The organism is Kitasatospora sp. NPDC002040 (genome assembly GCF_040296785.1).
Taxonomy (GTDB): domain Bacteria; phylum Actinomycetota; class Actinomycetes; order Streptomycetales; family Streptomycetaceae; genus Kitasatospora.
Genome location: NZ_JBEOXV010000001.1, coordinates 301,816 through 315,678 on the forward strand (window position 1 = coordinate 301,816; position 13,863 = coordinate 315,678).

At 73.9% G+C, this 13,863-nt stretch carries 9 protein-coding genes and 3 tRNA genes; 8 read left to right on the plus strand and 4 right to left on the minus strand.

Features of this window, described 5'->3' with window-relative positions; translation table 11 throughout:
- Positions 1–4 precede the first annotated feature (4 nt).
- Complete coding sequence (locus tag ABT118_RS01435; protein ID WP_350644105.1) at positions 5–3,160, minus strand: response regulator; 3,156 nt, start codon at positions 3,158–3,160, stop codon at positions 5–7.
- A 202-nt stretch (positions 3,161–3,362) separates the two neighbouring features.
- On the opposite strand from ABT118_RS01435, the gene ABT118_RS01440 reads away from it, so the two are divergent.
- The 3 genes from ABT118_RS01440 to ABT118_RS01450 all read left to right on the plus strand — a co-directional run bounded on the left by ABT118_RS01440 (position 3,363) and on the right by ABT118_RS01450 (position 3,773).
- Positions 3,363–3,456 (plus strand) — tRNA-Ser (locus tag ABT118_RS01440).
- A 129-nt stretch (positions 3,457–3,585) separates the two neighbouring features.
- Positions 3,586–3,661 (plus strand) — tRNA-Arg (locus ABT118_RS01445).
- A 39-nt stretch (positions 3,662–3,700) separates the two neighbouring features.
- Positions 3,701–3,773: transfer RNA gene (locus ABT118_RS01450), tRNA-Arg, on the plus strand.
- Positions 3,774–3,852: 79 nt separating this feature from the next.
- Here the strand turns inward: ABT118_RS01450 and ABT118_RS01455 are convergent.
- Entirely contained in the window at positions 3,853–5,037 is a 1,185-nt protein-coding gene (locus ABT118_RS01455) for a globin domain-containing protein (RefSeq protein WP_350644106.1), read from the minus strand.
- A 372-nt stretch (positions 5,038–5,409) separates the two neighbouring features.
- Here ABT118_RS01455 and ABT118_RS01460 point away from each other — a divergent pair, with 372 nt between their 5' ends.
- From ABT118_RS01460 to ABT118_RS01470, 3 genes are all read left to right on the plus strand, one after another.
- Positions 5,410–8,478 carry an Ig-like domain-containing protein gene (locus ABT118_RS01460; protein ID WP_350644107.1) on the plus strand — a complete coding sequence of 1,023 codons (3,069 nt, stop codon included), beginning with the start codon at positions 5,410–5,412 and terminating at the stop codon, positions 8,476–8,478.
- 165 nt (positions 8,479–8,643) lie between these two features.
- Positions 8,644–9,894 (plus strand): SPFH domain-containing protein, encoded by a 1,251-nt coding sequence (locus tag ABT118_RS01465; protein ID WP_350644108.1) that lies wholly within the window; start codon positions 8,644–8,646, stop codon positions 9,892–9,894.
- Between the two features lie 191 nt (positions 9,895–10,085).
- Positions 10,086–10,838: a C40 family peptidase gene (locus ABT118_RS01470; protein WP_350644109.1), complete on the plus strand. Its 753-nt coding sequence runs from the start codon at positions 10,086–10,088 to the stop codon at positions 10,836–10,838.
- A 70-nt stretch (positions 10,839–10,908) separates the two neighbouring features.
- On the opposite strand, the gene ABT118_RS01475 is transcribed toward ABT118_RS01470, so the two are convergent.
- Positions 10,909–11,154 (minus strand): hypothetical protein, encoded by a 246-nt coding sequence (locus ABT118_RS01475; protein ID WP_350644110.1) that lies wholly within the window; start codon positions 11,152–11,154, stop codon positions 10,909–10,911.
- Positions 11,155–11,449: 295 nt separating this feature from the next.
- Positions 11,450–12,418, minus strand: a complete 969-nt coding sequence (locus ABT118_RS01480) for an aldo/keto reductase (protein ID WP_350644111.1) — start codon at positions 12,416–12,418, stop codon at positions 11,450–11,452.
- A 188-nt stretch (positions 12,419–12,606) separates the two neighbouring features.
- Here ABT118_RS01480 and ABT118_RS01485 point away from each other — a divergent pair, with 188 nt between their 5' ends.
- Positions 12,607–12,819 carry a hypothetical protein gene (locus tag ABT118_RS01485; RefSeq protein WP_350644112.1) on the plus strand — a complete coding sequence of 71 codons (213 nt, stop codon included), beginning with the start codon at positions 12,607–12,609 and terminating at the stop codon, positions 12,817–12,819.
- Positions 12,820–12,969: 150 nt separating this feature from the next.
- A complete protein-coding gene (locus ABT118_RS01490; protein WP_350644113.1) occupies positions 12,970–13,863 on the plus strand; it encodes a tyrosine-protein phosphatase in 894 nt (297 codons plus the stop codon).

Sequence of the window (13,863 nt, forward strand, 5' to 3'; positions counted from 1 at the left end):
GGCGTCAGCGGGACGTGCTCACCTCGGCGAGGGAGCCGATCCGGCCGAGCAGGTCGACGATGCGGGACTGGACGTCCTCGGAGGTGGAGCGCTCGGCCAGGAAGAGCACGGTCTCCCCGGTCCGCAGCCGCGGCAGCTCCTGCGGGTCGAGGTCGACCGAGGTGTAGACGACCAGCGGGGTGCGGTGCAGCCGGTCGTTGGCGCGCAGCCAGTCGAGCAGGCCGACCCGGCGGCGCCGGATCTGCAGCAGGTCCATCACCACCAGGTTGGGCTGCACGCTGCTGGCCCGGGAGACGGCGTCGTTCTCGTCGGTGGCGTGCTCGACGTGCATGCCGCGCCGCTCCAGGCTGGCGATCAGCGCGGCGGCGATGTCGGGGTCGGACTCGACCAGCAGCACCCGGGAGGAGTGGTTCTCGCTGTCCTTGGGCGCCAGCGCCCGCAGCAGCACGGCCGGATCGGCCCCGTACCCGGCGTCCCTGGTGGCCTGGCCGAGGCCGGCCGTGACCAGGACCGGGACCCGGCTGTTGAGCGCGGCGGTGCGCAGCGACTGGAGCGCGGTGCGGGTGATCGGCCCGGTCAGCGGGTCGACGAAGAGCGCGGCGGGGTACGCGGAGACCTGGGCGTCCACCTCCTCGCGGGAGCGGACGATCACCGGCCGGTAGCCGCGGTCCTGGAGCGCCTGCTTGGTGGACGGGTCGGGCTCGGGCCAGACCAGCAGCCGGCGCGGGCCGCCGTCCACGGTCGGCACCACCATGGTGGGCGGATCCTCGGCCGGGACCGTGACCACCGGGGCCGGGACCCGCTCGGCGGGGGCGGGTTCGGGGACGGGCTCCGGGGTCGGCCGGGAGTGCGTACGGGGATCGACCAGCGCGGGGTTCTCCTCGACCTGCTCCGGCGCACCGGGCAGGGCCGGGCGCTCGACCGGCGCGGGTTGCTGCGGGAAGGCGTTCGGGAACGCCCCCGCAAATCCGCCCAGCGGGCGCGGCGGAGCCAGCTCCCCCAACCCGCTGCCAACCGGCTTCGGCTGCTCGGGGGCGACCGGAGCCGCCGGGGCGGCCTCGGGCCCGGCCACCGCGAGCTCCGACGACGGCTCCGACACCGGTTCCGCAGCGGGCAGTTCCAGCGCCCGGCGGGCCTCCGGCACGGGGGCGGTCTCCGGCTGCGCGGGCAGCGCGAGCCGGCGGCGCCGTCCGGTCGGCTGCACGGCGGGCGGCTCGACCGGCTTCGGCGGGACCTCGGGCAGGGCCAGTTCGAGGCCGGGGTAGACCGGCGTGCCGGGGTCGGGCACCCCGGGGATCGACAGGGACTCCGGCAGGCTCCGGCGCCGGCGTCCGCCGCGCCCGGTCTCCTCCTCGGGGGCCGGCTCGGCCGCAGGGGCCTCCGGTCCCGGCCCGAGCGCGATCGGGCCCTTGGCGGGCTCGTCCTGACGCTCCGTCGCGGGCTGCTGCTCGGCACCGTCCGGCTGACGGCCGGTCACCTCGGCGGCGGGCTCGGCCTCGGCCGTCCTGCGGTCGCGACCCTTTCCGCCACCCGCGCCGTCCACCGCCTGCTCGGCGTCCTTGGCGTCGGCAGGCGGGACCTCGGGGAGGTCCGGGAGCATCGCGGTGTCGGTCTCCTTGGGGACGCTGCGCTGCCCCTCCGCCCCGGCCCTGGCCACGGCGGCCGGGTCGAGCGGGAGTTCCACCACGTACGTGGTGCCGGCCCGGGACGGGAGTTCGTGGCGCTGGAGCACACCGCCGTGCCGCTCCACCGTGCCCCGGGCGATCGGCAGGTGGACCGGGTTGGCGGTCCTGGACGGCCCGCGGACCTCGATCCGGGCGACCTCGCCGCGCTGGGCGGCGGCCAGCACCACCATCGGGGCCTCGGCCGGACCGTCCGGGCTGCCCGGGGCAGCCGCGGGGCTCTCCAGCGAGAGCCCGACGCCGCTGACGTCCGCCACCAGGTGGGCCAGGGCCTGGGCGAGGCGCTCGCGGTCGGCGACCACCTCGACCGGCGCGGCGTGCACCGAGTACCTGACCCGCCCGGCGCCGACCAGCTCGCCGGCCTGCTCGACGGCGCGCTGGACCACCTTGTCCAGGCCGACCGGGCCGCGGTCCAGCTCCTGCAGGCCCGCCTCGGCCTCGGTCTCGAACCGCTGGTGGGCCAGCACCCCGTCGATCAGCGTGCCGAACCGGCGGCACTCGTCGGCCAGCCGCCGCAGGGTCCAGTTGGCCTCGGGCCAGAGCTGTCCGGCCGGGTCGGCGGCCAGCGCGTCGATCCGCCGGTGCAGCGTCTCCAGGGCGCCGCCCAGCTCGCTCTCCAGCACGGCCGTCAGGTGCTCGTTCCGCGCGACCAGGGCCAGCTCCCTGGTCCGGTCGGTGAACGTCATCACCGCGCCGACCAGTTGGTCGCCGTCCCGGACCGGGGCGGTGGTCAGGTCGACCGTCACCGGCCCGCCGTCCTTGCGCCAGAGCACCGCGCCCCGGACCCGGTGCTTGCGTCCCGAGGTCAGGGTGTCCAGCAGGGCCGAGCCCTCCAGCGCCAGCGGGCTGCCGTCCGCCTGCGAGTGCTGGATCAGCGGGTGCAGCTCGCGGCCGCCCAGCTCGCTGGCCCGGTAGTCGAGGATGTGCGCGGCGGCCGGGTTGACCAGCACCACGCGGCCTTCGAGGTCCACCCCGAGCACGCCCTCGGCGGCGGCCCGCAGGATCATCTCGGTCTGCTTGTGCTGACGGCGCAGCTCGGCCTCGACGCCGAGCCGGCTGCTCAGGTCGCGGACCAGCAGGAGCAGCAGCTCGTCGGCGGAGGAGGCGTCCCGGTAGAAGGTGCTGTACCCGGAGCCGCCGCGCTCCTCGCCGTCGTCGGTGAAGTCGTTGCCGGAGACCTCGACCGGGAAGGTCGACCCGTCGGTGCGCCGGGCGGTCATCCGCACCGGCCGGTCCAGGCCCTCCGGCTCGCGCGGGGCCGGACGCATCGAGCCGGGGATCCGGCTCGGGTCGAACTCGGGCAGCAGGTCCAGCACGCCCATCCCGACCAGCGAGGTGCCGGGGGTCTGGAGTGCCTGGACGGCAGCGGAGTTGGCGTCCACGACGGTGCCGTTGCTGTTCACCAGCAGCAGCGCGTCGGGCAGTGCGTCGAGTATGGCGGCGAGGCGAGCAGCGCCTCGGATCGGCCTGCTGCTCACGTCGACAGGGCTCCTCACGGCTTGTGTCACGGCGTGCGACCGGCGGCTCGCGCTCTCCTCGGGAGACTGGAGTATCTCATTCTTCTTTGCGCCGTGGACGACCCGGCCGGTAACGTTGTCGGTGGTTGGTGTCAGGCCTTGGGGTTGTGGCATCATCTCAGTCGCACGGAGTGCACCGCTGGTCGGTGCGGTCCGTCGTGGAGGAGGCTTCGCCTAGTCCGGTCTATGGCGCCGCACTGCTAATGCGGTTTGGGCCTTCAAGCCCATCGAGGGTTCAAATCCCTCAGCCTCCGCCACTGGAGCCCCGCCGGTCATCGACCGGCGGGGCTCCTGTCGTAGCCCGGGGCAATCGATTTCGCCCCAGGTCGAGGGTCATGTAATGTTGCTTCCGCACCGCCCCGCAAGGCCCAGGCCGCACGGGGCGAGCGCTCATAGCTCAACGGATAGAGCACTTGACTACGGATCAAGAGGTTGCAGGTTCGAATCCTGCTGAGCGCACCACGCACCACCGCTCTGCGGCCCGCACGTTGGGTCGCCCGAGCGCTCATAGCTCAACGGATAGAGCACTTGACTACGGATCAAGAGGTTGCAGGTTCGAATCCTGCTGAGCGCACAGACCGAAGGCCCCGGGTGATTCACCCGGGGCCTTCGCCGTTCCCCTGCCGGGAGCACGGCCGCTGCCGGGCCCGCGGTCACTGCCGGGCCCACGGCGCGGCCCGGGGCGTCAGGAACCACTCGGACGAGGAGAGCGGTCGGCCGCTGCGCGCGGTCAGCGGCGCGGGGTCGTACCGGATCAGCCCGGGTTCCGCGTGCAGCTCGACCAGCAGCTCGGCGAGTTCGGGGGCGAGGTCCGGCGGGCCGCTGAGGTAGATGTCGTGGCCGGACCAGTCGGAGCCGTGCCGCAGGCCGGTCCGCAGCAGGTCGACCGCGGCCTCGCGCTCGGCGCCGTCCTCCGGGGCGGCGAGCACCACCTCCAGCCAGGCGTGCTCGGCGACCAGGGCCCGGACGGCCGGCAGGTCGTACTGGTCGGCGTCCTGGCGGGCGGCCAGGAAGACGGTGGCGGAGCGGGCCCGGCCCCGGGCCAGCTGCTCTATCAGGGCCTTGACGGTGGCCCAGCCGGTGCCGCCGGCCACGGCCAGCAGCGGCCGGTCCGAGCGGGGGTCCAGCACGGTGTCGCCGATCGGCGGGCCCAGCAGCAGCTTCTCGCCGGGCAGTACGTCGTTCACCAGGGCGCTGCTCAGCCGTCCGCCGAACACCCGGCGGACGTGCAGTTCCAGGGTGCCGTCGCCCCGGGGCGCGCCGGCGATCGTGTACGAGCGCCAGAGCCGGGGCAGCCGGGGCGAGCTGAGGCTGAGGTACTGGCCCGCGACGTAGGGGTACGGCTGGTCAGGCCGGAGGGTGAGCACCACCAGGTCGGGCGCGGCCCGCCGACGGTCCGTCACCTCGGCCTCCCACCAGACCGGCGCGACGGTGTCGGCCTCGGCGGCCGCGATCATCGTCTGCGAGATCACCGTGTACGCCTCGGTCCAGGCCTTCTCGATCTCCTGGGTCCAGGAGTGGCCGGAGAAGTGCCGCAGCGCGGCGATCAGGCTGCTGCCGACGGCGGGGTAGTGCTCGGCGGTGGTCCGGAACTTCCGGTGGTCCCGGCCGAGGGCGCGCAGGTACTCGGTCAGCTCTCCCGGCTGTTCGAGTCGGAGCACCAGTTCGGTGAGCGCGTGGAACAGGCGGTCGCGCTGCTCGGTCAGCTCCGCCGGGAAGAGCCGGCGGAGCTCGGGGCTGTGTGCGAACAGGTGCACGTAGAAGTACTTGGCCAGCTGATCGGCCCGGCGCTCGACGACGGCGAAGCTGGCACGGATGAGCGCGGGGTCGAAGGACACTGCGCAGACTCTACTCACCCGGCGATTTATTCGAACAGGTATCACTAATGAATGGTCAAGCACCGGACAGTAACGACCGGTTGGCCACCAACCCCGAGTGGCGGAAAACCGGGGGCCCGTTTGCTTCCTAGGCTGCCGGACGAGTGACCGCCAATCGGGTAGCACTAGGGCATTCGTCGCGGTGTCACGGTATGACGGACTCCATGTCGTGATTCCGTTTTGTCAGAACTTATGCCTGCCGCGCCGGTTGGCGGCCGACACCCGAAGGAGAGCCGGATGAGCCGACAGTCCTCCCACCCCGCCGAGTCGTCAGCCACCCGCTCGGGCCGGTGGGCGCCGAGACCGCCGAGGCGGAACGGAATCACCCGGAGAATGGCCGTCGTCCTGGCCACCGGGCTGCTGATCGGCTGGAATTCGCCCTTGCTCGGCCCGGCTGCCCAGGCGCAGCAGACGCCGGACTCCTGGACCGCCGAGCACCGCGCCGTGCTGCCGTCCGGGCTCGGAATCCAGCTCGACTTCTCCCCCCTCCCCGGAATCGCCGTCAAGTCCGTCCCCGGAAAGCTCGCCACCGGCGGGGCCGGATACGCGGACGGGCTGCGCGGCGGGGATCCCGCCACGCTGTTCGAACTCGGTGCGGAACGTCCGGCGGCCGACGGCTCGTGGCGGACCCTCGGCACGCTCCAGCTCTCCTTCGGCCGAGCCGTCCGCAACCCCCGGCTGCACCTGAGCGGCCTGGCCGCACTGGCCACCGGCAAGGGTGGCTCCACCGGGACCGCCGGCCGACTGACCGTCACCGGCGGTTCCCCCAGTGCCCCCAGCCTGGTCGCCCGGACCGAGTGGGCCGGCTGGACGGTCGGCGACAACGCCCTCACCCCGACCGGCGAGGGCGCCACCGACGGCACCAACCCCGGCAGCGGCACGCTCGAACTCTCCGGCACCGTCAGCACCGTGACCTTCCGGGTGGAACAGCGCAGCACCGCCAGGGACGGCTCGACCACCGCCCCCGCGCCGCTCGCACAGGCGTACACCGTCACGCTCGACGAGGGCGTCGGCACCGCCCCGCAGAGCTACGGCAACGCCTCGCACCTGGTCTCCGACCTCTTCCTCGGGCGGACCGCCACGGCCGGTGCCGGAGTGCGCCCGAACGCCGCCGGCTCCGCCCAGCGGCTGCTGCCGCCCGGCGGCGACGCACCCCAGGTGCCGGCCGAGCTGCGCGAACTCGACCAGCCGATGGTCGAGTTGGACGGCGGCGCGAGTCGCCGCAGCCCCTGGGCCAACCCGGCCCCGCCGGAGCTCCAGCCCGGCCGCGGTGAGTACCAGGGCGCCGATCCGACCGTGCAGTTCCCCGCCGAGGCGGCCATCGGCCGGTACTACGACCTCACCGTCCCGGTCAGCTCCGGGGCCGGCCCCGCCACCCTGGCCGGCTGGATCGACTTCGACCACAACGGGAAGTTCGACGCCACCGAACGGGTGCAGAGCGAGGTCGTGGTCGGCGCCAAGAGCGCCCGGCTGGAGTGGACCGTCCCCGGCAACGCCGCCGCCGGCGAGGCCTGGGCCCGGCTGCGGATCGCCCGCAGCTCCGCCCAACTGGTCACCCCCGGCGGCTTCGCCGACTCGGGCGAGGTGACGGACCAGCGGATCAAGCTCACCGTCGGCGCCGCCCGCCCGGAGATCACCGGGCCGGTCAGCGGTGCCGTGGTGGCCGAGGCCCGGCCGGAGATCCGCGGCGAGGGAGGGGTCCAGGGCGCCACCGTCGTGATCACCTCCGGCGACACCACGCTCTGCCGGGCCACCGTCGGCAAGGACGGCGGCTGGGCGTGCCGCCCCGACGCGCCGCTCCCGGCGGGCCCGCACGCCCTCACCCCGGTGGAGACCACCAAGGGCGGTGTGGTGCTGCGCGGCGAGGAGGTCAGGATCACGGTCAAGACCGACCCGCCGGCCGCCCCCGTGCTGACCCTGCCCGAGTTCACCAACGACCCCGGACTGCTGCTCACCGGCACCGGCGACCCCGGCAGCACCGTGTCGGTGGTGGACGCCGCCAACGCGCCGGGCGCCGGGCGGATCGCCGGCGAGCTGTGCAGCACCGCCGTTGCGGCCGACCGCAGTTGGTCCTGCCTGCCGGTCGAGAACCTCGCCGACGGCAAGCACCAGCTGACCGCCGCCGCAACGGACGGCGCGGGCAACCGGACGGCCGGCAAGCCCGTCCCGCTCACGGTGGACACCGTCGCGCCGCCCCGGCCCGTCCTCGGCTCGCCCGGCCCGGGCACCGCACTCACCTCCGCCCGGCCCCGGCTGACCGGCCGGGCCGAACCTGGCTCGACCGTCACCGTCACCACCCGGGGCGGGACGGCCGGGGAACGGGTGGTGCTCTGCACCGCCCTCACCGGGGTCGACGGCGCCTGGAGCTGTACGCCCGCAAGGGACCTGACGGAGGGTCCGCAGAGCCTGGTGGCCACCGCCACCGACCGGGCCGGCAACGCCACCTCGGCGGAGGCGGTCGCGGTCACGGTGACGCTACCGGCTGCGCCGTCGCCGTCGGTGGCGCCCTCGCCGTCCCCGTCGGGGTCGGCGTCGGTTCCGGCAGTGGCTTCGCCGTCGGTTTCGGCCTCTCCGTCGCCGGCGGTGGCGCCGTCCGTATCGGTGCCGCCCGTGGCCGTTCCGTCCCCGTCGCCCTCCCTGAGCCCCTCGTCGTCGGTGGTGGCGCCCTCGCCGCTGCCGTCCGCAGTGTCGGGCTCGCCCTCCCTGCTGCCGTCCGTCCCGGCTCCGAGTGCTGAACCGCCGGTGAAGGTGCCGGTGTTGACGCCGGAGGAGGCGGCGGCGATCCTGCCGATCGTGGTCCCGCCGGTCGTGGTGGTCGACCTTCCTGCGGTCGTGCCTTCGCCCGTCGCCTCTCCTTCGCCGTCGATCTCGCTCGCGCCGTCGCCGTCGCCGTCGGTTTCGGCGGCCGCGTCCCCGGCGGTGCCGTCGGCCGACGCCGGGTCGGCACCGGCCCTGCACGTGCCTGTTCCCGGGACCGCTCCGGTCCCCATGGTGTCGCCGTCGCCGTCCTCGGCCCCGGCCCCGGTTGTGGCGTCCGCGGTCGCGCTGTCGCCGTCCCCGTCGCTGTCGGTCGGTGGGTCAGCCTCGGCTTCGGCGTCGCCGTCGCCGTCGGTGAGCGCAAGCCCGTCCGCGAGTCCCTCCAAGGCTGCGGTGGTCGCAGCGCCCAAGGGCAACGGCTCCAGCGGCCGGTCCGCGTCCGCGTCGGCATCCCCGTCCGCGACGCCGAGCGATCCGACGGCCCCAGAGGCCCGTAACCTCGCCGCGCCGCCGGCCGCCAACGGGCGTCCGAGCTCCGAGGCCTGGCGCAATGCGGCCTGCGGCGTCCTGCTGCTGCTCGTGGCCGTCGGGCTGGTGGTCCGGAGGGTGTTCGGGCGAGGCCCGGGCGGTCGGCGACGCCCCTGAGCTGGCGATCTGACGGCGTGTCGGCCGACACGCCGTCAGATATGCTGCGACACGCCACGTCAAAATGTCGCATTTGATGACTTATCAACCTAGCCTGAATCTGGCACCGCCCGTTCAGATCCGGGCCGCCCGTTGCGCGACACACCGACCCCCAAGGAACCGTGCATGGACGTCACCCGCGAATCTTCGCCCCGCCCCGACTCCTGGCCCCCCGTCCTGCCGGAACCGCCGTCGGGCGGCGGTGGTGGCGCCACCCAGCTCAGTCGGGCGGTGGCCGACGCGGTGGCCAAGCCGCTGATCAAGCCGCTGGCCAAGCCACTGACCAAGGCCCGGCCGGTGCCCGTCCAGGACGAACTCGACGGCGACCCCGGGCTGCCTCCGACACGCCGTCAGGACGACTCGCCGGTCGGCGCGTCGAGCATCGAGTCCCGGGCGAGTCGCCGTCCGCCCCGGGTCGACCCGGTGATCAGGGAGCACCAGGCCCGTTCGTTGCCCGGCTGGCTCGCCCTGCTGGTGCTGCTGACTGCGGTGGCGGGCGTGGTGCTGGTGCTGGCCCGGACCGGGGCGATCCCGCATCTCGACGCACTGCCCGACCTGCGCGGCAGCGCCGCGAAGGCCAGTGGCGGAACGGAGCTCGACGCCCGCTCGATCGCCGCGCTCGCTGCGGCCGGACTGCTCGTGCTGATGACGCTGGCCGGACTGCTGGTCAACGCCGGCGGCGAGACCCGGGTGCTCACCCGTTGGGGCCGCTACCGGGGCACCGTCCGCCGGACCGGCCTGCTCTGGGTCAACCCGCTGCTGCGCCGCCGCCGGGTGGACGTCCGGCTGCGGCACTGGCGCAGCGAACCGGTCAACGTCTCCGACCGGACCGGCACCCCGATCGTGGTCCGGCTGCTGGTGGTCTGGCGGGTCAGGGACACCGCCCGCGCGACGCTCGCCATCGCCGAGCACGAGGGCTACCTGCGGGAGCAGGTGCACGCGGTGCTCACCCGTACCGCCAGCACCCTGCCCTGTGACAGCAACTCCGCACCGGGGCCAGCGCTTCGGGACGGTCAGTGGTTCGCCGACGAGCTGACCAGGTCACTGGCCGCCGAGGCGGCCCCGGCCGGGATCGAGGTCTACTCGGTCCAGCCGCTGGCCCTGGACTACGCGCCCGAGGTCTCCGAGAGCATGCGCCGCCGCCGTCTCGCCGAGCTGGACGCGGGTCTCCGGACCGTCCTGGTGGACGACGCCGTCGAGGCCGCCGCGCTCGCGGTCCGGCGCCTGGAGCGGGCCACCGCACACGAGTTGGACGAGGCCGCCCGCAGCGCGCTGATGGAGCAGCTGCTGGTCGCGTTCGTGGCCCCCGCAGGGGTGTCCGCCTCGGTACCCTCGCCGGCCGCCCGGGCCGGGAGGAAGGAAGGGAAGCTCGCGTGAAGATAGCCACCGACCCCGCTCTGATCGGCTTCGCCGACATCTCCCCGGCGGACGGGCGCTGCACCTGCGCCCACTGCCGGTCCGCCTCCCGGGAGTACCTGGCTCCCCGCGGTCGGGGTGAGGCCGGGCCCGGCAGCGGGGAGGGCGGCCGAATACATCGCGCGGTCCGGGCCACCTGTGTCGCCACCACGGTGCTGGCCGGTGCGGGAGTGGTCGGCCTGGGCCTCGGTGCGACCAACGCGAACGCGATGCCGGCGCCCGCCAAGCCGGGCTGGGACGGTTCGAAGTACTGGTTCAAGAACGCCAACGGCGAGTGGCGCTACACCAGTTACCTCTCCGTCTACCAGGCCCGCTCCGGGTCGGGGGGCGGAGCCGCTCCCTCCTCGCCCACGAACTCCGGTGGTATTCAACCGGGTTGGGACGGCTCGAAGTACTGGTTCAAGAACAGCAGCGGTGAGTGGCGCTACACCAGCCACCTCTCGGTGTACCAGGCCCGTACCGGCCGGTCCGGCGGCGGCAGCACCACCCCGGCGCCCACGGCGCCGGTACCCGCACCGCCGGCGCCCTCGACGCCCGCGAACGGCAGTGTCGAGTCGGCGATCGCCTTCGCCACGGCCCAGTTGGGCAAACCGTACGTCTGGGGTGGCAACGGACCGTCCGGCTTCGACTGCTCCGGCCTGGTCCAGCAGGCGTACCGCCGGGCCGGGATCAACCTGCCGCGGGTCGCGGACGACCAGTACGCGGCCGTCGGGCAGATCGGCTCGGGGCAGCTCCGCCGGGGTGACCTGATCTTCTGGTCCAACAGCAGCCGGGCCTCGGGCATCCACCACGTGGCGATCTACCTCGGCGACAACAGGTACCTGGAGGCGGCCCGCCCGGGCACCACCATCCGCATCTCCACCCTGAGCAAGGGCTACTACCCCACCCACTTCGGCCGTCCGTGAGCGGGCGAGAGGCCCCGCACTCGGTGCGGGGCCTCTCGGGTCGGTCGGTGTTTGCCGTGCAGGGGGACTGTCAGCCGACGGGGAAGGGCCACCACGCGGGGCCGTGGTTGCCGACGTTGGAGCCGGTGGCGGTGATCGAGGAGACGGTGGAGTTGTTGGACGAGGTCCCGCCGCCGTTGGCCTCGGAGCTCTGTCCGACGGCGACGTTGCCGGAGCCGTTCTGGGCGGCGCCGTTCTCGGCGGAGGCGGTGGTCGGGATGATCGCAAAGGAGCAGGCGACGGCAACAGCGGCAACGGTCTTGATCAAAGTGCGCATGGCGCGAATCATGCCAAACGAGTAGCCACGCAGTCACGTTACGTCACCCGTTCGGTCGGATACTACTTTTCCGGTATGTCTCGCACACGCACGATCCCCGTCATGGAAGCTCTCGGACGGCACCCCGGCGGCAGGTGGCGGAACGGGCCGTCGGACGGTGCACGCCAATGGCTGTCCGCCCACCGGGCGAAGTTTCAGCGGTGCCCGTCGAGGGGCGCGGGACTCCGCGTGAGCCGCCCAGCGGGCAGTTCGCGCGGTCCCGCGCCCCCGGTCGCCCCCAGGGGCTGAGCAGCCGTCAGGCCGAGGCCGCGTCCAGCAGGGCCAGCTCCTCCGCCGCGAGCACCAGCCGGCCCGCCGCGAGCAGCGGCGGCAACTGCTCCACCGTCCGCGCGCTGGCGATCGGCGCGGCGACGGTGGGCTGCGCCGCCAGCCAGGCCAGCGCGACGGTGGCCTGTGCCACGCCGTGCGCGGCGGCCACCCGGTCGAGGGCGTCCAGCACCTTCGGCCCGCGCGGGTCCTCCAGGTAGCGCGCGGCGCCCAGGGAGCGGGCGCTGTGCACCGGGCCGCCGCCCGGCCGGTACTTGCCGGTCAGGAAGCCGGAGGCGAGCGCGTAGTACGGCACGGCCGACAGCCCGTGCGCCGCGACCACCTCGGCCAGCGGGCCCTCGTAGGTCGAGCGGGAGACCAGGTTGTAGTGCGGCTGCACCGCGACGTACGCCGCCAGCCCCTCCCGGGCCGAGAACTCCAGCGACTCGGCCAGCCGCTCGGCGCTGATGTTGGAGGCGGCGACCGCCCTGACCTTGCCGTCCCGCACCAGCTGGTCGAGCGCCGTCACGAACTCCTCGACCGGCGTCCCGGTGTCGTCCCGGTGGGTGTAGAGCAGGTCGATGTACTCCACCCCGAGCCGCCGCAGCGACTCCTCGGTGGCGGACTTGATGTTCACCGCCGACAGTCCTTCGGCCTGCGGGTGGGCGCCGACCTTGGTGGCCACCACGATGTCCGCGCGGTTGGCCCGGCTGCGCAGCCAGTCGCCGAGGATGGTCTCCGACTCGCCGCCGGTGTTGCCGGGCACCCAGGCCGAGTAGACGTCGGCGGTGTCGACGAAGTTGCCACCGCCGTCCGCGTACGCGTCGAGGACGGCGAAGGACTGCGCGCGGTCGGCGGTCCAGCCGAACACGTTGCCGCCGAGGGAGAGGGTGGACACGGCGAGATCCGAACCGCCGAGGGTCACCTTGTGGGGAGCGTCACTGAGGTTGTCGGTCATGACCGAAGTCAACCCGAAGGCCCCGGGCGCCATTCCGGCCGGGGCCGACTCTTCACGAGGCTGTCGTACGCCCGTTGCAGACGGGTTCTTCACCGGTCTGCCGCAGGTCCGCCGCAGACCGGTGGCCGGTCACTCCTACGAGGGGTCCGGGGTGTTCGCCGACCGGCCGGGTTGGCTAGAGTCCTGCCATGGCTGACAACGACTACGACCCCGCCGGCAACACCCAGATGTTCCGGGCGTTCGTCGAAGAGACCCCGGCCGCCCAGGCGCCCGGCTCGGTCACCACCTACGGCAGCGCCACCACCAACGGCAGCAGCAGCCGCAGCACCGGCATGGTCGCCGGCATCGCGGTGCTCGCCCTGCTGGTGCTCGGCGCCGTGGTCTGGCTGGCCGTCAAGTAACCCGCCCGGAGACCGCTCCGGGGACCGCTGCCACGACCGACCCGTGCCGCCCGCCGGCCCGGCCTGGTTCCGTACGACTGCGTCGCTCCGGCCCCGCCTAGACTGGCCGGGCCCGAGCGACCCGTACCACCAGTGCCACCGGAGGCCCCCGTGACCCAGCAGTCCACCGAGATCGCCCGCAGCCTCGGGCTGGCGGGAGCGGCCAACGCCCGCGACCTCGGCGGCTACCGGACCACGGACGGCGCGTTGGTCCGGCACGGCGTCGCGCTGCGGGCCGACGCGCTGAACCGGCTGACGGCCGAGGACGGCGCGCTGCTGGTCGCGGCCGGCGTCCGCCGGGTGGTCGACCTGCGCAGCACGGACGAGGTCCGCGAGGCCGGTCCCGACCTGATACCCGGGCTGCCCGTCGCCGACCCGGCCGAGCTCGCGCGTGCCGCCGGGCCGGTCGTCATCGAGGACACCGCTGACCACCCTGGTCCGACCCTGCACCACCTGCCGGTCTTCGCCGCCGACTTCGACATCTACGTGGCGCTGCGCGACGCGCTGGCCGACCGGGACGCGGCGAAGCAGCACGCGCTGCTCGGCGACGGCAAGGCGGCCGGGATGATGACCGGCCTGTACCGCTGGTTCGTCACCGACCCGGTGGCCCGGGACCGGTTCGCCACCGTGCTGCGGCTGCTGGCCGCGCCGGACGGCCCGCCGGTGCTGTTCCACTGCTCGGCGGGCAAGGACCGGACGGGCTGGGTGGCCGCGCTCACCCTGACCGCGCTCGGCGTCGACCGGGCCACGGTGTTCGAGGACTACCTGCTCACCAACACCCGCTCCGCCGCGCTGATCGCGCACATCGTGGAGAGCTTCGGCACCCAGGGCCTGATGAAGGACCCGACCCTGCTGCTGCCGGTCTTCCGGGCCGAGTCGGAGTACCTGGAGGCGGCCCTCGAGGAGGTCGCGACCGGCTGGACCTCGTTCGAGCACTTCTGGCAGGACGGTCTCGGCCTGGACGACACCGTCCTGGCCGGCCTCCGCACCAACCTGCTCGCCTAG